The sequence below is a fragment of the Methanomassiliicoccaceae archaeon DOK genome (assembly GCA_009911715.1).
Classification (GTDB): domain Archaea; phylum Thermoplasmatota; class Thermoplasmata; order Methanomassiliicoccales; family Methanomethylophilaceae; genus Methanoprimaticola.
Genome location: CP047880.1, coordinates 874,477 through 897,549, shown reverse-complemented (window position 1 = coordinate 897,549; position 23,073 = coordinate 874,477). Strand labels below are relative to the sequence as shown.

Sequence of the window (23,073 nt, the reverse complement as noted above, 5' to 3'; positions counted from 1 at the left end):
GTCAGACCGGATCAGGACAGCAGGGAATTGAGAATGCACCTGGCGCACAGAATGGCCATGTGACTTCCGCGGGGTTCCGCGACCTCGGCGGCAAGAGCCATGGCATCGGCACCCAGGTCCGGTCCGAACACACGCTCGAACTCCTCCGGGTCCAAGCGTCCGATGTCGTCCAACAGGTCGGATATCTCACCGCTGTCGACATCCTTGCCGGAGTTCACTCTCAGGAGCAGCGAGCACTCCCTGGCCAACGCGTCGGCGTACAGTCCGGAGTCGAAAAGGTCGCCCTCCGTTGCCTCGGACCTGCGACAGACATCATCCAGGGTCGTGCGCAAGGACTTTATCGACAGCACCTCGGTCTGCGAGAGCACCGGTTCAGCCGCTGCGAGGGCGTCGACGAACCCGAGTCCGCGGCGGATCAGGCCGATGTTGGAGATCATCATCGCCAGCAGCCAGATGTACTGCCCCTCGTCGTCGCTGTCATCAGCAGACATGGTTCCCATGTACGCCGTGTAGAGGGTCGGGGGCATCGCGGACATATCCTCCTCGAATGACTCCAGCTGTCTCTCTATGTCGGAGAAGTCGTTCATTCCGACTGCGATCATCAGCTGGCATCTGGAGATGTCCCTTGCAAGTTCGCCCGATATCATCATCCGCTGCGCGTCGGTGAGCCCGGGATTGTGGGAGACTGCGGCGGTCTCGATGCCCTTGCGGACCATGACCCTGTTGAGGACGGCGATGTCCTCACGGTCGAAGATCATACCATGCCGCTCCCCATCACCCTGCCGATAGCCGACTTGAGCTCCTTCAGACAGGAGTGGGTGATCTTCTCGTCAGCTCTGACGGAGGGGTCTATCTCCCTGAGGTACTGCGCGTAGGCTCTCGGGGACGGCTCACTGACTGCCGTCAGGTACAGCAGGTCATCATCCTCCTCGGACGTCATGGACTCGAACTCGTCGGAGTAGTATGCCGCACCCAGGCGGTAGTACCTGATCTCATAGTCAAGGAAGTCTGCGATCTCCTGGTAGACCTTTCCCTTTTCGGGATTCTCGAAGGCTTTGAGGATGAAATCCTGCTGTTCCCTCCTCTTGCGTTCCACGCCTTCGGTGAATTTCGCTGCCAACTCGTCTCTGGTGATTGTCTGTTTCATTGTATCTAAATTAATTTAGCAGATAGCTAAATCTCCATTATTTATCAATAGTTGTCATACGACAACAAATGACCTTGATTCTTGATATGCGGGTTGGGTAGAAATAAATGGCCCCCGAAGGGGCCTGGGTTTCAAAGTGAGGGGAGGGAGTCGATGCTGATCTCGACGATCGTCTCCACATCATAGGCCTGACCGTTCCAGTACTCGCCCTCCTGCCAGACGATGTAGTTGCTGCCGGACTGCTCGATCCAGATGCAGTCGCGGTCATCGTCGTACCTCTCCTGGTAGATCTGACAGCTGTGCCCGCTGACGGTCGCGGACTCGTTCAGAGAGGCCCATCCGCGCTCGATCTCCGAGGATGTCTTTACGAAATCGCTGAGATACTCGTTGGCGGACTCGTGCTCGATCTCGGTATGCCCCCTCTCGTTGGTCTCCCTGACGGTCAGATAGTTGCCGTTGATGGCGATGATCTCGCGGGTCTCGGTGTCCCTGCCGTTGTCGTCCTCGACGATGTAGTAGTCGCCGACGCTGAGGGTGATTCCGTACCTGTTGTCGCTGCTGGGCGCGTCCCCCGGGGTCGAAGGTGCGTCCCCTCCGGATCCTCCGGAATCGGCGCTCATGAGGGAAGTGCCAGTCAGATAGTAGGACTCGTAGTCGTCATGCCAGTCGTCCCAATCATCCCAGTCGTCATCGTAGGCGTCCTCCTCGATCTCGATCTTGTAGATGATGTCGGAACCCGAGTCGACCCATATGCGGACCTGGTCCTCCCAGTCGGCGTCGAAGATGTTGCTGTACCAGGAGTCCACGAGGTAGATGTCGCAGCTCTTGTCACCGAACACGGTGGAGATGGTCTCCGATCCGTCGCGCTGACCGTCGCCGTTGAAGACGACCAGGGACAGGAATCCCTGAACGGTCGTGATCTCACGGTCATCGTCGTCGTGCTCCCTGTAGACGACCCTGTCTCCGTCGATGTCCACGATTGTGATCCTCTCGTAGTCGCGACCGTCGTCGTCCCTCTTGGAGAACTCTATATAGTCTCCGATCTCGAGGTCCGTCCTGATGGATCCGGAAGTGGAGGGTGTGTCCAGGATGATGGCTCCGGTGGAGTCGCCCTGTCCGATCATGTTGGTGCTGTACAGGGTGGTGGTGTACGTCTCGGTGCTCGCTGCGGTGGAGACCTCGATTTGGGTCTTGTAGATGATGTTGGTGCCGATGCCTATCCAGTCGTAGGTCGTGACAGTGGTGCTGTTCCCTACGCTCTGCTGGTCCTTGTAGATCATGCAGTCGATGGTCCCCATGTTGGTGGAGATGGTCTCGTTCCTGTCGTAGGTCCCGATGAGGGATTCGCTGACGACGCTGACATCGTCCAGGAAGTCGTCCTGCGTCATCGAATCCACGCTGGTCTGGCCGTTGCTTTCGACCTGCACGGTGAGGTTCTCACCGTCCTTGCCCGTGACGGTGTACTTGGTCTGCTCTGTTGGGTCTGCTCCGAGTGTGGCTCCGGTGGACGAGTAGATCGATGATAGGGTGTATTCATCACCGACCTCTACAGTCGTACCGATGGTGCCACTGGTGCATCCGTGTCCCCGCCGCCGTTGCCGCCGCCATGGTTGAGGAGCGCGTAGGCCCCGACTGCGACGACCAGCACGGCGACGATAACTATCGCTGCGGCTGCTTTGGTTGATGTCATGGCGGAAAGAAATAACGCCGTTAGGTTTTAAAGACTGCCGTCATTCGTCGTACTTTGTAAGAGGCGTTGACGTCATTGGTCGATTTCCGAGGACCCGGGACCATCGTCGGGACCCCCTTCGGGGTACTCGATCCGCAGTGAAATGCCGTCCACGGAGACTCCCTGGCCTCTCCTGACCGTCAGCGACTGGTCGTCGTAGAACCCAATGGTGTCGCCGTCCCTGAGGGTCGTCCCGTTGAAGAGTATGTGGTACGCGACGTCATATAGGAATGCGGCGACGCGTGCCGGTGCGTCCTTCGCGCCGATCACCTCCATCTCGTCCCTGCCGTACGCGCGCATCCCAACGGTGTAGGCGTTTATCCCTTCAGATGTGCGGTACATCCCGAACCACACCATGTCCTCCAGGGGTATGTCGCCGGTCTTGAGGGCCTTGGCGGCCTCGATGTACGCGGCTGGCTCGAAGACCGTCCCGCAGTTGTACACCCCGAGGACGTTTGGCTGCCTGGCGCAGGATACCACGATCTTGGTGAAGAGGAGTCCGCAGTCCAATGGATCCCCTCCGTGGTTGACGAGGGCTACGACAAGATGGGCGGTGTGGGCCCTGGCCGCCTCTACGGCGCCGGGCCAGAGATAGTTGTTGGAGGCGTTCTCCTCCGCCTCCTCGCCCGGCACCCTGGCGTGCATCAGGCTGATAGCGACTATGTCCCCGCCCAGCATCCCTATGACGGAGTCGTCGCTGACCTCGGCGTCCTTCAGGCCTATCCCCCACTGGGACCTCAGGTCGGACAGTATGGCCTCGGGGTTCCAAGAATCGGATGAAAGCAGGATGATCGCGGCGTAGGGGCCGCCGTCGGAATGGGTGACGATGTCCAGGTCGCTGTCGAAGTCCACGGTGCGGACCTCCTCGGTACCATGGGAGGAATATGAGAGCTTGACATCCAGGAAAGGCCCGATGCTGACCCCGTACAGCTGTAGCGCGCCGGGATCGGAGTCCTCTGAAAGATGGCGCCTCGCCTCAGCATCCATGGATTCCAGGGACTCCAGTATCCTCGCGACGCTGTCGGGGTCCTTCTTCGACGCCAGTGCCTCGTTCATCGTTAGGGTCACCACGACGGCTCCTCCGCGGAAATCGCGGAGGAATGTGCAGTAAGGATGGTCCGCCGACCACCCCGTGATGCCTAGCCTGGCCTTCAGTCTGTCCAGGGCGGGCCTGTCGCAGACGATCCCGTCCACGGCGAGGTGCTTGAGAACGTACTCAGGATTGGTCCGGTCGCCGTTGGCCAGTTGGAAGTCGTCGTCGGGATCGATGTAGTGGAGCTCCATCTCCTCGAGGGTGCGTCCGTTGTCGATGTCTTCCCTGAGCGTGAGGAACTCATGGTCGTCCGGGACCAGGGCCAGACCCTTCGCCACGGCCTCGTATGCGCCGCGACGGTCCCCGAAATGGGCTCTCAGACGACCGAGCGTTAGCCAGTTCCACGGGTAGTCCGGGTCCTCCCTGACCCCTCTCTCGCAGTACTCCAGCGCCCTGCCGGGCTTCCCGCAGTACATCAGGGCGTTCGCGTACCTGTAGTACCACACCCCGCATCCCGATGCGATGTCCTCCACACGCGAGAGCCACTCGGACGCCGTGTAGTAGTGCTCGTAGTCGTCCAGGTTGTTGCAGGCGTAGGCCACCCACAGGGCTATCCCCAGGTCGTGATGCGCCTGCTTCTCGGTGAAACGGCCCTCCGACACGCCCCTGGATATGAAGTGCCCCAGGTATTCGAGCATCCCCGAGCAGTCGGTGGTGCTTCCGTCGCTGAAGGACTCGAGGGTTTCGATCTCCTCGGGACCCAGCACCGAATCCGCCATGCAATCGCGAACTTTTCCAGACATCGGTGTCGATAGTACGTCCTACGATGTTAACCTACCGCGGCCCCGATGAGGACGGCTCAGTGGCCGACGACGATCGGCTGGGTCCCCCTCTCCGCGAAGGACAGGACCTTCCAGAAGATGGAGAATGCGTACCTGGAGAGGCTGTCGGTGTCCAGCTCCCCCTCGCCGCTTGGGACCTCGTAGGACCAGCCCTCGATGGTGGGGCCGTCTGCGTTCCAGAACGCCTGGTTGATGGCGTCCAGGTCCTTCCTGAGGGTCGCCGTCGTGCTGACGTTGATCTTCTCGCCGGTGGGCCCGGGGCACTGGAACATGCCAATGCGACCGAAAGGTATCCACATCTGGGCGATGAGAGCCGACGGCATGCTGACGCTGCCCGTCATGGCCTTCTCGATGATCGGGTCCTCGTAGAACCTCCATCCGCTGGTCACGGTGACCGGGAGCTGATCGCCGGTTATGTGGCAGGCAACCCTGAGGAAGAGGGTCCCCAGTGCGTCGAGTCCGACCCTCCCGTAGTAGTACTGTCTGCCGTAGCCCTCCTCCCATCTGACCCCTCCGTCGGGGAGGCCCTGGTTGATCGAGTCGCGCCATCTACAAACGGCGGCAAGAAGCTCGTCCCTGTCGAAGGGCTCCTGCTGGTCGTATTCGTTCCAGTCTCCCGCGTAGCACATGGCCAGAGGTCCGGCGTAGAGGTCGTATCCCATGTGAATCAGTCCAGGCGTCTCGCGCCGTCGCCGAATCTCCCAGGTTGGTGATAACCCCTTGCCTCAGGACTGTCCCGGACCGCGCAGGTCCATGCGGTCCCCGGCACCCTGGACCCCTATCCTCATGGCGCTCATGAGGTGCTTCTCCGCATCCTTGACGCGGCCGACCTTCATGAGGGCCCCGGCGACGTCGTGATGCAGGCTGACGAGAACCTCGGGGTCCGGCATGCGGTTGAACTCCATCATGTGCTCCAGGATCGTTATGGCGGACTCCACGTCCTTGATGTACGGCTCCATCAGCCCCAGGTCCGCCTCGCCCTCGGCCCTCATGACGAACGCCATGATCAGCTCCTCGGGGTCCTCCAGCTGGCCGCGGTCCATCAACTCCATGGCGAGGTCGATGGACTGGGAGTACAGCTCGACCGCCTCCGATGTCTCCGAAAGATCGGTCATCGCCTCCGCGTGCAGGTCCAGGAGCTCCACGGTGCGGTTCCTCGACCACGGGTCGGGATGGCCCTGGACGATGGAGAGCCCCTTCTCAACGAACGGGAGGGCCATGTCAGAGGCCTCGGAGTCAATGAGGTTCTTGCAGGCGTCTATGCACAGGTTCACGATGCTGCGGCGGTCGAAGTGGCGGGAATGGGCGTCGAGCTCGCCCAGACGCCTGGACACCAGCTCGTACTCGCCCGTGCAGTCCGACTCCTGGTCGAACAGGATGCTGGCCATCGTGGCATGGATGCGGACGAACGTCCCCACATCGGCCTCGTACCCCTGTTTCTGTAGGTTCTCGAGGACCTCCGAAGCGGACTCGAGGTCTTCCATCGCCGATGTCCTGTACTCCATCATGTAGAGGACGCAGCCCCTGTTCACGTAGGCCTCCAGAAGCTCCTCCGACTCCGATCCGGTAGATTCGAGATCGTATACCTTCTGGTTGTACTCGTCGAGCGCGCTCTCGAGATGGATGTCGGAGGTGTCCATGCCACGTCCAACATCTTAGCGATATAAAACGTCCAGCATAGGCAGCCCCATCATGTTCGGATTCGAGATCCCGCGTCGGAACAGTCAGTCTCCCGGAAGAGGGATGGGTCAGAGCGAGGGTGACAGCACACTTGATCGCGTCATTCCGATCCGGGATCCCCCTGGTAGTCGCGTGCGATGTCGATGAACAGCACATAGATGCCGCAGACATGGCCGTCCCCATCGTACCCGTAATAGCAGGGGTAGCAGCCGTCACCCCATCCGGAGGCGAATATGGGGATGCCCAGGTCCGTTCCGGGCACCGTCCAGACCGCCCAGTCGCCGCCCTCCCTCTGATGCTCGGGGTTTTCCGAGTAGCTTCTTTCCAGCACGTCGCAGAACAGGTCGTTGTACGGGTCGATCCCCTCCTCGGTGGAGGCACGATCTTCCCAGTAGCGTCTGAACGCCTCGCGAGCGACCTCGTCGACGACGCAGCCCATGCCGGCATCGACGCCGAAACCGAAGAACTCGCCTTCCTGCAGTTCCTCCGAAAGGTCCTCCCTCCCTGTCATCGCCATGTCGTAGCGGACAGGGCGCCCCTTCGTGAGCTCGACCTTCACGCAGGCGTAGCGGTCCCCGTACCTCTCATGCGGGACGACGCAGATCCTGACAGCATACTCCCCGGGCGGCACAAGCTGGATGAACGGTTCCGCGTCCTCCAGGGAAACGAGGGGGTCGCAGGCAATGATGCGGCCGGAGGGGAAGCGGACTGTCCCCACGTCCATCACCGTCACCGGTATCCCCGATACGCTGGGCTGTGTGAAGTACGAGTCCAGGTCGATGCCGCAGGCGAGGGAGTCCTTGATGTCCTCGTACATGTTGAGCCATGTGCCCTCTGGCTCCTCCGGGCTGTCGCTCGATTCTACGGGGGACCAGCCTCCGTCCAGGTCGACTGTGAACGACCTCCCGTTGGGAAGGAGGTAGAGCAGGGACACCTTCGGCCCCTGTTCTACGATGACGGTGTCGAGGGTCCCCTCCCCTTTGAACGTGGGATCGATCCTGCGCATTAGTCTGGCATAGGAGATCCATGTGCCGTCGACCAGCCTCGACCTCAGAACCTCCATCCAGTCGCGTTCCATCTTCGAGATTGCGGCCATGTTCGTCCTGAAGAGTACCTGGAACCTGCAACCGCGGACCGTCATGAAGAATGAGCAGTACGGGCTGTCCTCGGTCCAGGTCCCCTCCTCGTGTTCGAACATGCTCCTGAAGCGTTCCGCACCCTCGGGGTCGGTGACGATGCACTCGATGGCTCTGCGCTTCTCCTCGGCGCCGGGGTCCTCTCCCGCCTGGAGTCTGGCGTCCGAGGCCGGGTCGATCCAATGGTACTCGAAGCGCTCCAGTCCGGCGCCGGCCGCTATCTCGCCTGCCAGCGTCTCGAACTCGTAGTCGCCCGGAACCAGCTCGAGGCCCTTCGCCACGGCGTCCATAGCACCTTCACGGTCCCCGAAGTGGGCGCGGAGCTTGGCGGTCTGGAGCCATATCCACGGATAGCCTGGCTCCTCCTTCGTACCCCTCTCCGCGTATTCCCTGGCCTCCTCCAGCCTTCCGCAGAACATCAGTGCGCAGGAGTAGCGGTAGAACCAGGTGCCGCATCCGGATGCGTTGCATTCCGAAGCCGGCATCCAGCGGGTCGCCTGCCAGTAATGTTCGTAGTCCCCGATGTTGATGCATGCGAACGAGTACCACAGGGCCACCTCCAGGTCTGCCTCCGCCTGCCGGCTGATGAACCTTCCGTCGTTGATGCCGTTGACCAGCGTAGAGAACAGGTCGCTGAGCATCGCCCCGTACCTTCCGTCAACCTCTCCGAGATAGGATTCTAGCCTCTGTATGTCATCGGGGGTCAGAATCGGGGATTCGGGAGAGCCGATCTCCGTCCTGTCGATGATGATCACGGATGACGGCCCGCGGCGGAATGTGTGGAAGCCAGCGCGGACCACGTCCGTCTCCGATAGGAACTCCTTCGCCGCGTTGATCACAGCCTCCAGATCCCATGCGATGAAATCCACGTACCCGTGGTGCAGCCCGGTGGCTCCGCCGATGAACTCGACGGCATCCCTGCCGGCGTTCTTTGTGATGTACCGCTCGATCAATGTGCGGAACCCCATGATCTCGGCAGCGCGGTCGTCCCCCTCGAAGGATTCGAGTGAGTACGCGAGGAACCCTGCCACGGCTCCGTCGCGGTGCAGCATGTCCATCTCATCGTTCTGAAGAGCGAGGTATCCGTTCACGAGAGGAGCGCACCTGGAGGTCCCTGAGTAGATGTCCAGCCTCCAGTCCGCATCGGGATCCTCGAAGGGTTCGGGCCTGTAAGTGATGCTGTTGGAAAGATACCCCTGGGCGTCCACCTCGAGGTTGAATCCCATGTCCACGAGTCTGGACGGGAGCTGTAGGAGAGGCAATGCCCCCTCGCCGGGCGGATCCGTCACTACGGTTACGCCGTCCAGGGCAGCCATCGCGGGTATCTCCCCCAGGACCCTCTCCATGATGCTGGAGACTGCCCACCACACCATGCCCTCTTCGCTTCCCATAAGGTCGGAGAGCCTGGGGCAGTGCAGGGTCAGTGAGACGTATTCACCCTTGGGTTCGATGTCCACCCAGATGTCGGAAGCCCCGATCTCGCCTGCATCGGTGTTGAGTTTGAAGTCCGGTTTGCGCATCTTTCCCGCCCTCAGGTCCCAGCTCTCGCGGACCTCCGCCGGAGCCCTCCTCAGGAGTTCGCAGATCTCGAACAGCCTTACGCGACCCGCCTCGGGGCTCAGGGACAGTTCGAACCGCTCACCGTTGAAGCCTATCTCGAACGCTATGCCGTCGATGGCTTCGGACATGATCCCGGAGACGGTGTCGACTATCCTCTCCGACACCGCGTTCCTGTCAGAATACTGCAGCAGCCTCTCGATCTCCGGCATCTCTTCGGAGAATCTCCTCCAAACGGTCTCGACGCGTTCGCGGAAGCAGTGGGAGAACCTGGGGAATGCGAGTGTACCCTCGCAATCCTCGAGGATCTCCCTGAAGTCCCCGTCATCAGGGTCTTTCTCTACCGCCCTCTTCAGATACGGGATCGCGTCGGGTTCCCGGTCCATCAGCCAGTAAGCGTAACCCATGCGGTAGTTCCAAAGTGCGTCGTCAGCGAGACTGTCGCGGACTGACTCCAGCAGCTCTACGGCCCTGCGACAAGGGGCGTGGTCGTCAGGCCCTCCGATGTTGTTGTAGGCCCTGGCTAGGACGCTGACAAGAACCGGGGTCCTCTCGGATTCGGGAAGCGACTCGATGGCCTCGATGATCCTCCGATTCTCCCCCTCCTGGTGCCAGATCTCACATTGGCCGATGAGTTCCGAGTCGGAGCCCGCATCGATTGCAGGTCCTCTGCTGACGTTCCACTCCTCGGCTGAAAATATGGTGTCGGGATCCAGGTCAATGCCGTAGAATGACATTATGTCACGGAACGTGTCCCTCACTGAGGCAGCGGCAACGGGGGACATCCTGTATCCCACCTCGTCCTGCAGCGACAATATGCTGTCGGCACGTGAGCGGAGCTGGCTCTCCAGTTCTTCACGGGTCCATTCCCCGCTTGGGATCCAATATGTCAGTCCGCGGATTATATGGCGGGCCCTGACCGCGAACCCGTCCGGAATGTCCGGGTCCTCGGCCATGGCGGAGCAGAGGACGTAATCCTTAGGGAACGGGCGGTCGTCGTTGAACAACGCATCCGGCCCAAGGAGTCCTGAGGATGCCTCCTCCGAAGGGACGGTCTGCATTCCGCCCCCGCATTCAGGCACATCCAGCCTGATGACGTTCCTGACGAGGAACGAGCTGGGGACGGAACCGTCCGGCCCCTTGTACACGGGAATGAAATGGGGGGAGCACGGCAGGTACCCGATAACCGGGCCGTAGCCGGCCAGCACACTGCCGCCCAGGTCCCCTCCCCTGAATGTCGGGGAGTCAGCCGAGACCGCCTCCACTCTGAACGGATCCTCCGCTATGGTGATGCCGAAGAAGTTCGGCTCCTCCAATGGACGAGGACCTGCCGACATCCCCTCGTAGTGGTCCGAGCCCATCCTGAAGTCGAAGCGATCGCCCCATTGGAACAGTGTGTTTGCGCCGCCTCCGCACAGATACTCCCATTCGTCGGAAGTTGGAAGGGAGAACTCGGCCACAGCATCCCCGTACGTCCCTTCGAAACTGATCGGTGACACCTGCACCAGCATCGGTGGCATCATGACGCGCCTCATCGGGGTGGTCAGGCGGCGAAGGATCTCCTCGGGTTCGTCACATCCCCTGGACTTAAGGTCCATGGAGATGTTGCTCCTGGTTGTCGGATCGATCTCCTTGTAGTCGCCACTCCATCCGAGGACGACTTCGGAACCCGGGACGAACACGTACCTATCGCCATCTTTGGAGTATTCGGCCGTGAATGTGTAGATTCCCCATCTCTCTAACCTGCGGAATCCTACAACCTCCATGCCGTTCTCCCTGCCGGCCTGCTCGAGCAGGGTTTTTCTCCTACCGATTGGGAGGATATCGAAGTAATTCCTGTAAAGAAGATGACATTCTTCCTGTTCCATGTGATCCATTCTGAATCCGGATTAGAGAATAAATACATTTACAATTGTAAAGTCTTTAAACACCTTGTTCTGAATCCAACATCAATTGTGGTTCCAATCCCTCAAATCGTAAGAATCCAATGAATAGTGGTTTATGAATTATGTAAACAATGTGAATGAAGTTGATTATTAATGAAATAAATTAAAGACTTAAAGTTAAAAATAGTATGTAAGATTTATATCATCCCGTGGCGATTCATTTCCCATGACGGACAATGACCCCCTGCAGATGCAGATACAGATGATAAGAGCACAGGCGGAGACCCAGAAGAATATGTTCCGCCAGATGTACGCGTCCGATCCCGGCATGGTGGAGCATCTCTGCTCCCAGCTCGATCAGACGACAGAGATGCAGATACAGATGATCACCCAGATGATGGGTGCCGCCGGTCCTGACGGGGTCGTAGACCCCGACGCGCAGGCGAGGATGGTCCTGGAACAGCTCGGATACGGCGAGGAGGAGATGGGACAGCTTCTGGGCGGCGAGCAGGAAGACACCATCACGGAAGAGGTGTTGGGCGACATCGTGCCAGCCGAGTTCGGATACGGGGACATAGTCACTGCGATATCGTCTCTGGCCAGCCTCAGCGAGGAACATCCCGCACCTGCCGACCCCGAGCGCATGAGAAGGTTCGAGGTTCTTCTGACAGGGATAATCTCCGTTCTAAACGATCACAAGCTCGACGGACTCGATGTGGAGCCGAGGGACCAGGACAGCAGGGACCTGGTCCTCTCCATCCTCAGCGACTACTGGGGTGTGGAGGACAGAGACGACCTGATCGGCGTCCTGCGTTACCTCATAGTCGAAGGCCACACCAAGGACTACATGAATGCCCTCGAGGTGATATCCGCATCCGGCACCGCCGAGGACCTCCACACGGAGGACATGGACGACGAGGACCGTGCGGTCTCCGACGCGAGGTTCGCATTCACAGAGGCCTATGCGGGGCAGTTCGGACCCGCCATGTTGCGCGGCTGGGATCTCGGTAGGGCTGCGAACGTCACCCGTTGGGGCTACTTCGTGGGATTCATCGACGAGGAGGAGGCATGGGGAATATTGGACCAGATCGCCGACGGATGCATGGAGTTCTTCGACTCCTGGACATCCTACGCCCAGTCGTACATGTTCGGCAGCATGTTCTGGAAGTGCCCCTTCGGACCCGAGGCGTGCTACGAGAACATTGCCGGACTCATGATCTCGGTTGAGCACCTGCTCACCGAGGGGCCGTGGAAGGACTTCGCCTGGGTGAGCGGAAGATCATGAGCCTGGACGACCTAGAATCGGCCTACGGACAAGGCGGATCGGAAGAGGAGGTCCTCAGAGTCGTTTCCGCTTTGGATCCCTCCGAGACGGGGCCCCACGGCGTCACAGCGGTCCACATCGCGGCGAAACAGGTGGACCCCGAGGCACTGGAACTCCTCCTCTCCAGAGGATTCCGCGCGGGGGCAACCGACGATTACGGGAGGACCCCGCTCCACATCCTGGCGGTACAGAGATGGGAAGGACGTGTTTCCAAGATGGCGGAATGCACCGACATCCTTCTCGAGGGACGCTGCCCGCCATCGAGGAGGGACGAGTCCGGCAGATGCTTCTATCACATAGCCGCGGACATGCACAACTGCCCGATGATTGCCGTTATCGGACAGAGGCGCGTCCGCTGCGACTCTTTGATAGAGAGCAGCGGGATGAACGCACTCCATCTTATGTGCGATGGGGCATCCAGATACGACTACGACTACCGGAACCATCCGGAGGTGTTCGCCGAGAAGGACAGGATGTGCCGCAGGATGGCCGAGTGGCTGGTCGGCTGCGGCATCGACCCTGAGGCCGAGACGAGGATAGGGAAGAAGGCGGTGGATTTCGCCATTGAGAACCGCATCAAGCTGACTTCCGCCTTCCTGAACGGTGATGAGTCTGCCATCTCGGGTGGAATGGACCTCAGTCAGGCTGCGATTATGAACGATGCCGAAGCCATCGACCAGATCATCTCCTCAGGAGCCGACCCGGACGGACTCTGCGACCGTGAGTGCGAGTACAGGGGCATGACGCCACTGATGATCTCCTGCCGCAGGATGGCATTGTCAGCTGCCGAGGCGCTCATCCGCGGAGGAGCATCGGCGGCATACGCATCGGGATCGGACGGCAGGACCGCGCTCTACCATCTGCTGGTGTCTCTGTCCTCCACGGTCGGAACCGGTGAGAACGACAGGGGCTCAGACAGCTTCCTCTCCCTGCTGAAGATCATTGTCGGTTCGCAGGGATCCCCGGACCTCCCTGTGGGCAGCTCCGAGGGTTCCGCTCTGTGTTTTGTCTCAGGCAACGACAGACTGGGATGGACTTCGGACGGAAAGTCGGTGAGGTGGATCGCGTTCGATGCGCTGATTTCCGAAGGCTCGGACACGGGTGCACGCGACCAGTCGGGTCGCACTCCGCTCATCAGGGCATGCGCGGTCCCCGGACCCGAATCCGAGAACATCGTTTGCACGCTGATGGAGCTCGGAGCCGATGCGGACGCCAGGGACGGCGAGGGGATGACTGCTGTCATGCATGCCGCCTCCATCGCCCGCGACGGGGGCCTGGACATCATAAGGACGATCTCCGACTTCGCAGAACCCGACCTCAGCGTCAGGGACTCCAAGGGAAGGGACGCCTTGGCCATCGCGACGGAATCGGACAGCCAGGGCGTCGTTAAATGGATCCTCGAAAGGCTCTGAGGAATCTGGGCGACCGACCTCAGCCCTTCGCTCCAGCCATGAGGAGCATCTCCACGATCTCGGTGAACCCGGCCTCCGAGGCGTAATGCATGGCAGTGCGACCGTCGTTGTCCGCGGCATCGGGGTCCGCGCCCTTCTCCAGAAGGAGCGAAACGAAGTCGTTGCGGCCGTTCCGGGCGGCCAGGATCAACGGCGTGGAGCCTGCGCCGTTCTTGCAGTCGGGATCGGCGCCTGCACCTATGAGTGCCCTTCCGATGTACAGGTTGCCCGCCGAAGCTGCGAGATGCAGCGGGCGGTCCCCTGTGTTGAGGCTGGCGGACGGATTCGCTCCTGCTTCGAGAAGCATCTCCACGATGTTGAGCGAGCCCCTGTGGACTGCGAGGAACAGCGGACTCTCACCGTCGTCGTTGAGGGCGTTCACATCGGCCCCGCCGTCGACGAGCACGCGGACCACCTCGCCCTGAGAGTTCCAGCAGGCCTGGTGAAGTGGCGTGTTGCCGACGGAGTCGCGCGCTTCGGACGATCCTCCCGTTTCGGCCAGAGCGGAAACGAGTCCCTTGAGTCCCTTGGATGTGGCTATGTCCATCACCGTGTGCCCGTCGTTGTCTGCGATGGAGGGATCCGCCCCGGCTTCTAGCAGCATCTTCGCGGCATCGACCTTCCCCTCCGAGGCCATGGCCATGAGCGGGGTCCTTCCGCCGCGGTCTGTGGCGTTTACGTCGGCGCCTGCGTCTATGAGCATGCGTATGACGTCCTTGTTCCCGCTCCTGGAGCTCATATGCAACGGCGTGACACTGTCGTTGGAGCAGGCGCAGGCGTCGGCGCCCTTCTCGAGCAGCATCGATACCAGGTCGCGGGCACCTTTCTGGCTAGCGTAGTGCAGGGCTGTGAGCCCCATCGGGTCCCTCTTGTTGACGTTGATCTCCCCCTTCGCCAGGAGCGTCTGCGCGACCCCCTTCTGTCCGTTCTTGCATGCGTTGAGAAACATCTCATCCATCTGTGACAACTCGTTCACCTCTGTTCGTTATGGGTACGATACCAAGCTGTACGAGGGGCGCGGCCACCCGGGCGCACTCCTCATCCTCGCCGCAGTCCGCCAGACAGAGGCAGTAGAGCCATCTGGCCTGCAGACCGGCGTAGGTCATGTCGGCCGCAGGAAGCCCGGGGTTCATGGGCCCCGGGGCGGCCATGGAAGATATCAGGGCGGTCCCGACGGGATCGAAGGTCCGTTGGGGAACGCCCTCGGTGAGACGGCGGAAAGCGACACGGGCGAGACCGAGGGCCTCGTCCCTGCGGCCGGCGGCCCGGAGACACAGGGCCTTGTTGTAGACAATGTCTACCGATGACGACGAGTCGGCCCGCGAGAGGATTATCCAGGCGCCTGCAAGATCCCCTGTTGCCGCCATCTGGTACGCAGCGGTGCCGTCTACGGGAGCGGACGATTTCGTGCCGTTGTCGATGAATCCCATGTCGGACACCTCACACCATGAGCTCTATGACGGACTCCATGCCCGCGGACGCCGCCATCTCTCCGGCCGTCTTCCCCGTGTCGTCGGGGATATCGAACCTCGCACCCTTCTTCACCAGGAGCCTGGCCGACTTCTCGTCCCTCCACGATATCGCATGGTGGAGGGCGGTCCTCCCGTGGGCGTCGGTGGCGTCCATGTCCGCACCGGCGGACACCAGGGCCTTCACGGCTGAGGAGTGCCCGTTGGACACAGCAGCCATGAGGGGAGTGGTCCCGTCGTTGGCGGCGATGTTGGGATCAGCGCCGAGCTCCAGCAGCGCTTCGGACAGGCCGCCGTTCTGATATCTGTACAGGGTCAGGGAGAGCAGGAGCGGCGTTCTGCCGCCGTCATCTGTGGCATCCAGCATCCCGATCCTCGACAGTATGGCCCTCTTCCTGCCCACGATGGCCTCCATGCCCGGGATCGAATCCCATCCCCTGCATATGCTCACCGGAGGTGGGGACACCGCGAAATGAGAGGCCACGCGTCCGGAGTTGTCGGTGATTCCGGGATCTGCCCCGTGATCGAGCAACAGCGATGCGGACTCGTCATCACCTATGAGGCTGGCGACACCGAGAGGCGTCTTTCCGTTGAAGTCCACGGCATGTCCGTAGCCGGAACGCACCTCGGTGCCGATGGCATCGACGTCTTCGACCAGGTCCAGAAGCGCTGTGACCAGCTCGTGGTGGCCGAACAGGACCGCCAGATGCAGAGGCGTCGCCCCGTACGCGTTCGGGACCATCCAATCAGACGGGTTCCCGGGGATTCCGGCGATGGCGGCCATCTCCGTCTCGCGTGACTTCGCGAAGCTGGACTTCTCGAAAGAAGCAAGGATGTGGAGAGCATTGGATCCGTTGCGATTGCATGATGTTGGGTCAGCACCGGCAGATACCAGTGCCCTGTAGACCTCGGGGTCGCTGAGCCCGCGTGAGGCGTACATCGTGGTCACCGTCTCCCCGTCCGGGAACCTCACCCCGAAGTCGAAACCGATTCCAGCCAGTTTCTCTACGAAGTCGCAGGCGACATCGGTGCGCAGGACCTTGGACAACAGTCCTGAAGCCGCCAGGGCCTCGTCGTCGTCATCCATGTCCATCTCCGAGATCATCTCCAGCGCGGAGGGCACCGCCTGCTCTGTCCTGTCCTGGAACAGGTCCATCTCGACCTGCCTAATCTTAGATTCATCCATCATGTTATCCCCGATATCAATGGCCGTCGCAAACACCTGAGTCTACTCTCAGACTGGAGACGTATTCGACGAGACGTTCGATCTGTATGTCCGACGAGCTGCGGGCGACCTCCCCGTACAGGAACGGCATGGAGGACTGATGCGAGCAGCATGTCCAGACAACGGACATGAGCATGTTGTAGAAAACGCGCGGGTCGAGTCTGCTGACGGGCACGCCGATGATATTCAGGATGTCGGCGAAGAGGACGATGCGATCGTTCTTGAACGCGTTGAACTCCTCCTCGCTCATGATGTCCCGCAGATACGTCTGGTCGTCGAAGGAGGCGATGAACCACCTCCCGTCCAGGACATCCGAGAGCGTCTCCCTCATCCCGTTGACTGCCCCGTAGTCCCACACGTTTTTGCGCAGGACATCCAGCATCTCCGAGGACTGACTGCTGAACACCTCGGCGATGAGGGAAGACTTCGAGGGGAAGAACGTGTAGAAGAACGTCTTGGAGATGCCCTCCGGGACGTAGACGTCCTCCAGACTGGCATTCCTGAGGCCCTTCTCGGCGAACACCCTGACCGAGCGACGGATCATGCTGTCGCGTATGGACTCGCGCTCCTCGCGGGTGTAAGCCTTCCTGGACATGAGAAGATAATCGGTTTTCGAATTAAAGACGTTTACTCATTATTGGTCTTTAACATGCTGATTGTTGGATAATGAAATGCTTTTCAAAGGGTTTGGGCGCCCGGTACACAGGGTGCCGGACGCCGGAACGGTCTGTCGATTCCCAGGACTCACTGTCCTTCGGGCGTCGTGTCGTCCTCCTTCCTCTTGCCGTCGCAGGGCGTCTGGAAGACGATGTCGAGCTTGTTGAACGGTATCTCGATGCCGTTCTGCTCGAAGAGCTCGAAGATCCTGGTCCTCAGCTCCCCGGCATAGGAACCGCTGCTGTCGAAGTCGTCGACGTAGGCCGCGAGTCTCAGCTCGATGGACGAGTCGAGGAAGTTGGTGAGCCTGGTGGACGGGGCGGAGCGGGAACCGTCCTTGATGACATGGGGGTGCTCCATGGCCGCCTGAACCATGAGCTCCTGGGCCTTCTTCAGGTCGGCGTCGTAAGCCACGGTGACGTAGACGTACGTCCTGGCCTCGCTGTCCTCGCCGGTCATGTTGACGATGGTCCCTCCGGAGACGACGTTGTTGGGGATGGTCACGACCTGGTCCTTGTCCCAGTTGTCGAACTCGGTGAACATGAGCTTGACCTTCCTCACGATGTAAACTGTCCCGTTGATCTGAACGAAGTCTCCCTTCTTGAACGGACGGGTGGAGAGCAGCACGATTCCGGAGAAGAACTGGTTGAGGATGTTCTGTGCGCCCAGGGTTATGCCCAGAGTGACGACACCCGCGCTGACAAGGATGCCGCTGAGGTCCACTCCGAATATCGCGAGGATGGATCCGACCGCGATGACGGCGATGACGATCTTCCCGATCATCTTGAACAGCGGGATCAGCGATGAGTCGATGCCCGACTCGGTGCCCTTCTCCACGCCCTTGATGACGTTGGTCACGATGAAGACGTAGACGATCCACGCGATCATTGCGCCTATGATGATGTACAGGATGCTGGAGAGCATCCCGAACGAGTCCCTGATCTCCGGGCTGACACCGAGTATAGTCAGGCACTGGTTGATGGAGAGGATGGCGATCAGCAGGACGATGAGGCTGGTCAGGTTCCTCTTGACCTTGCGCCTCTGGTCCTTCTCGCCCTTGTGTACGAATATCCTGGCGAACAGGGGGATGAAAATCAGGCATACGATGTAGGCGATGACCATCCACGCGATCAGAGTCACCACGGCAGTGAACCACTCCGATCCGAGGACGCCGTCGAGCGTGTTGGGGAAAAGTCCGAGGAACTTGTTGTTCCCGTCAGCGGAGTAGAACGACGAGGAGACTGCGATGTCTATGGTCACGGGGATCTCGAACCTCACCGTGCTGTCTGCCAGGTCCACGAACATGAGGGTGACGGTGCCGTCCTCGGTCTGGTTCATGTCGTACCTGTCGATGGAGACGGTGACATCGACCGTGGCGATGTGGCCCCTGTCGGACGAACCCGCGGGCATGAGCAGGTCCGAGCCCGTGACCGCGGAGACGTCGACGCTGCCGGAGCCGGACGAGCCGGACGCCGTCAGCATCAGATAGTCGTCGGATTTGTTATAGACGTATATTCTGAACGTCTCGCTGCCGCCGCTGCCGACCTCCACGTGCACCGTGGTGCCGGTGTTGTCGCCGGGCAGGGTCAGCTCGATGTCCTGGGATGTGGCCGCATCGGCACCGTCCGCCAGGGGGACGAGTGCCACTGCGGCGACCAAGGCCAGTACGATGATTGCCAAGGAACGTGAATTCATGCTTTCCGCACACTTTCTCCCTAAAATAGTGTTCCTAAAACCGCTCCGAGAAAACCGCGCGATTATGCTACAGCCTAATATCTCTGACCAGAGGCGCGGATATATGAATGGAGAGCGTCATGGCGGGCCCATGCACCAGGAAAGGATTCTCGCGATCCATGACATTTCCTGCGTCGGCAGGTGCTCCCTGACCGTCGCGCTTCCGATCATCTCGTCCGTGGGCATCGAATGCTCCGGACTCCCCACGGCCGTGCTCTCCACGCACACGGGCGGATTCACCGGCTTCACGTACCGCGACCTCACCGAGGATATGGTCCCCATCGACCAGCACTGGCAGTCCCTGGGCATAAAGTTCGACGCCTTCTACACCGGCTTCCTCGGGTCCTTCGAGCAGATCGACATCGTCAAGAGGCTATTCAGGGACCTCTCCCATGAGGGGACCAGGATCTACGTGGACCCGGTCATGGCCGACAAGGGGAAGCTCTACTCCGTCTTCGGCCCGGACTTCCCCGCCGGGATGCGCCAGCTCTGCGAGATGGCAGATGTCATCATGCCGAACATCACCGAGCTCAGTTTCATGCTCGGCATCGAGTACAGGGACGGACCGTACACGAGGGAGTACATTGCCTCGGTCCTGGAGCAGGCCAGGGTCTTCGGCGTCAAGCAGATCGTCCTGACAGGAATCAGCTACGAGCCCGGGAAGATAGGAGCGGTCTACATGGACTACACCACCGGAGACACGGGCGAGGTCATGCGCAACGAGATCCCCGGATACTACCACGGAACCGGCGACGTGTTCAGCTCCGCCTTCGTGGGGGCGTTCGAATCCGGCCTCACGCTCAGGGATGCCGTCACCGCCGCGGTCAACTTCACCGTGGGGAGCATAGTCAGGACGTACGACGCCAAGGTCGACATAAGGTACGGCGTCAACTTCGAGGCGGGCCTCAAGGACTACATAGCAGAGGTCGACGCCGGAAGGAGGGGACCGTCCATTGTCCCCGCCACTACCGACTCGGACATCCGCACTCTCGCCCAGGTCGCATCCGAGGTCTGGAGGGAGGCCTTCAAGGGCATCGTCCCAGACGACCAGATCGAGTACATGCTCGACAGGTTCCAGAGCTACGAGGCGATGAGAAGGCAGATCGACGAGGAGGGCTACACCTACCTCATGATAAAGGAGGGCTCCAAGGTTGTCGGCTACGCCGGATACGCCCCGAGGGGCGACAGGCTGTTCCTCTCCAAGATCTACATCCTGAGGGAGTACAGGCATCAGGGCAGGACCTCGGCCGTCTTCGACCATCTCAGAGAGGTCGCCAGGGCCCTGGGGCTCCGTGCCGTCTATCTGACGGTCAACAGGGGCAACGAGAACTCGGTCAAGGTCTACGAGCACGAGGGTTTCGAGATCATCGACTCCCAGGACAACCCCATCGGGGACGGCTTCGTCATGAACGACTTCATCATGGAGATGAAGGTCTGACGACTCGGCGACATGTTCATACCCACCACCCCCGAGGAGGTCCGCGGTCGCGGATGGGATTCCCTGGACATCGTGCTCGTTTCGGGCGACACCTACACGGACAACGCCTACAACGGCACAGCGGCCATCGGGCACTGGCTCGTGGACCACGGTTTCAGGGTGGGCATCATCGCCCAGCCCGACATCTCCTCCGGGGACGACATCTCGAGGCTCGGCCTGCCTGAGCTGTTCTGGTCCGTGTCCGCCGGCTGTGTGGACTCCATGGTCGCTAACTACACTCCGACCAGGAAGTTCCGCAAGGAGGACGACTTCACGCCAGGCGGGGTCAACGACAGAAGGCCGGACAGGGCCACCATCGCCTACACCAACCTGATCAAGAGGCACGCCAAGGGCAGGCCGGTCTTCCTGGCCGGACTTGAGGCCAGCCTCAGACGCATCGCCCACTACGATTTCTGGTCTGACAGCGTCAGGAGATCCGTGCTCTTCGACGCCAAGGCGGACGGCATCGTCTACGGGATGGCCGAACTGGCCACGGTCGAGCTGGCCGAGAGGATCCGCGACGGTGTGGACTGGAAGGATGTCAGGGGGATCTGCTACGCGTCCCCGAGGATCCCCGACGGGTTCCTGGAGCTCCCATCGTACGATGAATGCAGGGACGACCGCCGGGCGTTCATGGACGCTTTCGTCGGATTCAGGGAGAACAGCGACCCGGCGACAGCCAGAGGGCTGGTGCAGCGGCACGGTGACCGGTACCTCGTGCAGAACCCCCCGCAGAGGCCCCTTGCGACCGAAGAGCTCGATTCCCTGTACGAGTCCGATTTCGAGGATGCGGTTCACCCGTACTATCTCACGGGCGGCAAGGTCAGGGCCATGGACACTGTCCGCAACTCCATCACGACACACCGCGGATGCTACGGCGACTGCTCGTTCTGTTCCATCGCCCTGCACCAGGGCACCACCGTCGTCTCAAGGTCCAGGGAATCCATAGTCAGGGAAGCTCGCAGGATCGCCTCGAGACCCGGATTCAACGGGGTCATACAGGATGTCGGAGGGCCCACGGCCAACATGTACGGCATCGAGTGCGGGCGCAAGGCGGAAAGGGGGAGGTGTCCGGACAGGAGATGCCTGGGCTCCAGGCCGTGCCCCAGCCTGCCGCTGGACCACGCCCAGCAGACCTCCCTCCTGAGCGAGATCGCCGGGATCCCGGGAGTCAGGAGGGTTTTCGTCAACTCCGGCATCCGCTACGACATGATCGTCGCCGACAGAGAGCACGGACAGACCTACCTCGACGATATCGTCGCCCATCACGTCTCCGGCCAGATGAAGGTTGCTCCCGAGCACGTCTCGCCCAGGGTGCTGAAACTAATGGGGAAGCCGGAGCGCGAGGTCCTCGAGAGGTTCCGCTCGATGTTCTCCGAATCCGTGGCCAAATGCGGAAAGGACGAGTACCTGACGTACTACTTCATGGCGGCCCACCCCGGCTGCACGGACGACGACATGAGGGAGCTTTCCGAATACTGCCGCACCAGGCTGCACATACACCCCGAACAGGTGCAGGTGTTCACCCCGACCCCGTCCTCTTACTCCACCGCGATGTACTTCACTTCGATGGACTCGAAGGGCAGGGAAGTCCGCGTTGAGAGGTCGATACAGAGGAGGCAGAAGCAGAAGGACATGGTCGTCGGGAGGCGCAGGGATGCATGAGCTTCCGGAATGCGCGATATCGGCCTGCCGCCCCTACTTCAGGGAGGCCAGGGGCGACTTCGTCGTCCGCAAGGAGTTCGGATACAGCTGGAAGGTGTACGGCGCCGGCATCGAGATCCACATCGCTGACTACCTGTCGGATGCTCCGGACGACGTCCTCAGCGACTTCTGCGACATGGTGTGCCGTAGAGCCAAGGGGCAGAGATGCCCGGAGCCCCCTTCATACCTGGACCACATCCGCTCGGACAGGTACATCGTCGACAACAGACCCACGTACATACGCAGGAGCCGCAACCTCCTGCGCTCGGCTTGCGGAGAGGTGGCGTATCTGCACGACTCCGTCCAGAGGCTGCTGGACTCCGGTCTTCTGACGGAATCGGACATTAGCAACTCATACATGTCCTGGACCCGCAGGGACAACGTCCGGAGGGTCGGGTTCTGCAGCACCATGTTCAGGGTCGTCGGCATTTCGTCGAGACTGGACTCGGACGACGTCCCCGATTTCGTCCGTGACTACGTGGTCTACCACGAATGCCTCCATCTCAGACAGGGGTACCGCCCAAGCAGACGCGTCCACGACGCTCAGTTCAGGTCATGGGAGAGACTGTTCCCCCAGTGGAGGGAGGCCGAGTCCGTGCTCAGAAGGCTCGGAACGGCATGAGGTGTCGCCATGATGATCGAGTGCCTCCCGATGGGGTTCTCCGTCTGCAGGGTCCGCGACTACTCCGGTGTGGATTTAGAGAGACCGTTCACGTTCACAGGCAGGACCGACCGCGAGAGGTCCCTGGTCTGCCCCACCTCCGAAGTCCCCTCCGATGTCATGGATCGTGAGGACGGATGGAGAGCCCTCAGGGTGTCAGGGACCCTGGACTTCTCGCTGGTGGGCATTATATCACGGATTGCGGGCGTTCTGTCCGAACGCGGGATCCCTGTTTTCGTCATTTCAACCTACGACACAGACTACATCCTTGTCCGCGCCTCGGCACTGGACGAGGTCGTGGCCGCGCTCACATCCGTCGGTCATGAGATAACGCGCCTGTGAACGGACCGTATGTGTTATC

General features: G+C 60.8%; 18 protein-coding genes. 6 read left to right on the top strand and 12 right to left on the bottom strand.

From position 1 onward, the window contains the following. Nucleotides 1-11: 11 nt before the first annotated feature. The 7 genes from JS82_04525 to JS82_04495 all read right to left on the bottom strand — a co-directional run bounded on the left by JS82_04525 (nt 12) and on the right by JS82_04495 (nt 7,437). Nucleotides 12-758: a hypothetical protein gene (locus JS82_04525; protein QHK17402.1), complete on the bottom strand. Its 747-nt coding sequence runs from the start codon at nt 756-758 to the stop codon at nt 12-14. Continuing rightward, a complete protein-coding gene (locus tag JS82_04520) occupies nt 755-1,120 on the bottom strand; it encodes a hypothetical protein (GenBank protein QHK17401.1) in 366 nt (121 codons plus the stop codon). Before JS82_04520 ends, JS82_04525 begins: the two co-directional genes overlap by 4 nt. Before the next feature lie 158 nt (nt 1,121-1,278). Then, nucleotides 1,279-2,574 carry a hypothetical protein gene (locus JS82_04515; GenBank protein QHK17400.1) on the bottom strand — a complete coding sequence of 432 codons (1,296 nt, stop codon included), beginning with the start codon at nt 2,572-2,574 and terminating at the stop codon, nt 1,279-1,281. 335 nt (nt 2,575-2,909) lie between these two features. Beyond that, nucleotides 2,910-4,712 carry a DUF4261 domain-containing protein gene (locus JS82_04510; GenBank protein QHK17399.1) on the bottom strand — a complete coding sequence of 601 codons (1,803 nt, stop codon included), beginning with the start codon at nt 4,710-4,712 and terminating at the stop codon, nt 2,910-2,912. Between the two features lie 56 nt (nt 4,713-4,768). After that, entirely contained in the window at nt 4,769-5,413 is a 645-nt protein-coding gene (locus JS82_04505) for a hypothetical protein (protein QHK17398.1), read from the bottom strand. 63 nt (nt 5,414-5,476) lie between these two features. Continuing rightward, on the bottom strand, nt 5,477-6,391 hold the full coding sequence (locus JS82_04500; protein ID QHK17397.1) for a hypothetical protein: 915 nt from the start codon (nt 6,389-6,391) through the stop codon (nt 5,477-5,479). A 140-nt stretch (nt 6,392-6,531) separates the two neighbouring features. Next, the gene (locus tag JS82_04495) at nt 6,532-7,437 is read right to left on the bottom strand and encodes a DUF4241 domain-containing protein (GenBank protein ID QHK18408.1); all 906 of its coding nucleotides are present in this window, start codon (nt 7,435-7,437) and stop codon (nt 6,532-6,534) included. 3,799 nt (nt 7,438-11,236) lie between these two features. Here JS82_04495 and JS82_04490 point away from each other — a divergent pair. Beyond that, nucleotides 11,237-12,295, top strand: a complete 1,059-nt coding sequence (locus JS82_04490; protein ID QHK17396.1) for a DUF1266 domain-containing protein — start codon at nt 11,237-11,239, stop codon at nt 12,293-12,295. Further along, nucleotides 12,292-13,746, top strand: coding sequence for a hypothetical protein (locus tag JS82_04485; protein ID QHK17395.1), 1,455 nt, complete (start codon nt 12,292-12,294; stop codon nt 13,744-13,746). The genes JS82_04490 and JS82_04485 overlap by 4 nt, the downstream gene beginning before the upstream one ends. 19 nt (nt 13,747-13,765) lie before the next feature. Here the strand turns inward: JS82_04485 and JS82_04480 are convergent, their stop codons facing one another. The 5 genes from JS82_04480 to JS82_04460 form a co-directional block, all read right to left on the bottom strand. Further along, on the bottom strand, nt 13,766-14,743 hold the full coding sequence (locus JS82_04480) for an ankyrin repeat domain-containing protein (GenBank protein ID QHK18407.1): 978 nt from the start codon (nt 14,741-14,743) through the stop codon (nt 13,766-13,768). After that, a complete protein-coding gene (locus JS82_04475; GenBank protein ID QHK17394.1) occupies nt 14,736-15,215 on the bottom strand; it encodes a hypothetical protein in 480 nt (159 codons plus the stop codon). The genes JS82_04480 and JS82_04475 overlap by 8 nt, the downstream gene beginning before the upstream one ends. A gap of 10 nt (nt 15,216-15,225) precedes the next feature. After that, a complete protein-coding gene (locus JS82_04470; GenBank protein ID QHK17393.1) occupies nt 15,226-16,440 on the bottom strand; it encodes a hypothetical protein in 1,215 nt (404 codons plus the stop codon). Between the two features lie 16 nt (nt 16,441-16,456). Beyond that, nucleotides 16,457-17,074, bottom strand: a complete 618-nt coding sequence (locus tag JS82_04465) for a TetR family transcriptional regulator (GenBank protein ID QHK17392.1) — start codon at nt 17,072-17,074, stop codon at nt 16,457-16,459. 149 nt (nt 17,075-17,223) lie between these two features. Beyond that, complete coding sequence (locus tag JS82_04460; GenBank protein ID QHK17391.1) at nt 17,224-18,816, bottom strand: mechanosensitive ion channel; 1,593 nt, start codon at nt 18,814-18,816, stop codon at nt 17,224-17,226. Between the two features lie 145 nt (nt 18,817-18,961). Here JS82_04460 and JS82_04455 point away from each other — a divergent pair, with 145 nt between their 5' ends. The 4 genes from JS82_04455 to JS82_04440 are packed head-to-tail and all read left to right on the top strand — an operon-like array spanning nt 18,962 to nt 23,054. Then, nucleotides 18,962-20,308 carry a pyridoxamine kinase gene (locus JS82_04455; protein QHK17390.1) on the top strand — a complete coding sequence of 449 codons (1,347 nt, stop codon included), beginning with the start codon at nt 18,962-18,964 and terminating at the stop codon, nt 20,306-20,308. Nucleotides 20,309-20,320: 12 nt separating this feature from the next. Beyond that, on the top strand, nt 20,321-22,012 hold the full coding sequence (locus tag JS82_04450; GenBank protein ID QHK17389.1) for a YgiQ family radical SAM protein: 1,692 nt from the start codon (nt 20,321-20,323) through the stop codon (nt 22,010-22,012). Beyond that, nucleotides 22,005-22,673, top strand: a complete 669-nt coding sequence (locus tag JS82_04445; GenBank protein QHK17388.1) for a hypothetical protein — start codon at nt 22,005-22,007, stop codon at nt 22,671-22,673. Before JS82_04450 ends, JS82_04445 begins: the two co-directional genes overlap by 8 nt. Before the next feature lie 9 nt (nt 22,674-22,682). Continuing rightward, nucleotides 22,683-23,054, top strand: coding sequence for an ACT domain-containing protein (locus JS82_04440; GenBank protein QHK17387.1), 372 nt, complete (start codon nt 22,683-22,685; stop codon nt 23,052-23,054). Nucleotides 23,055-23,073 lie beyond the last annotated feature (19 nt).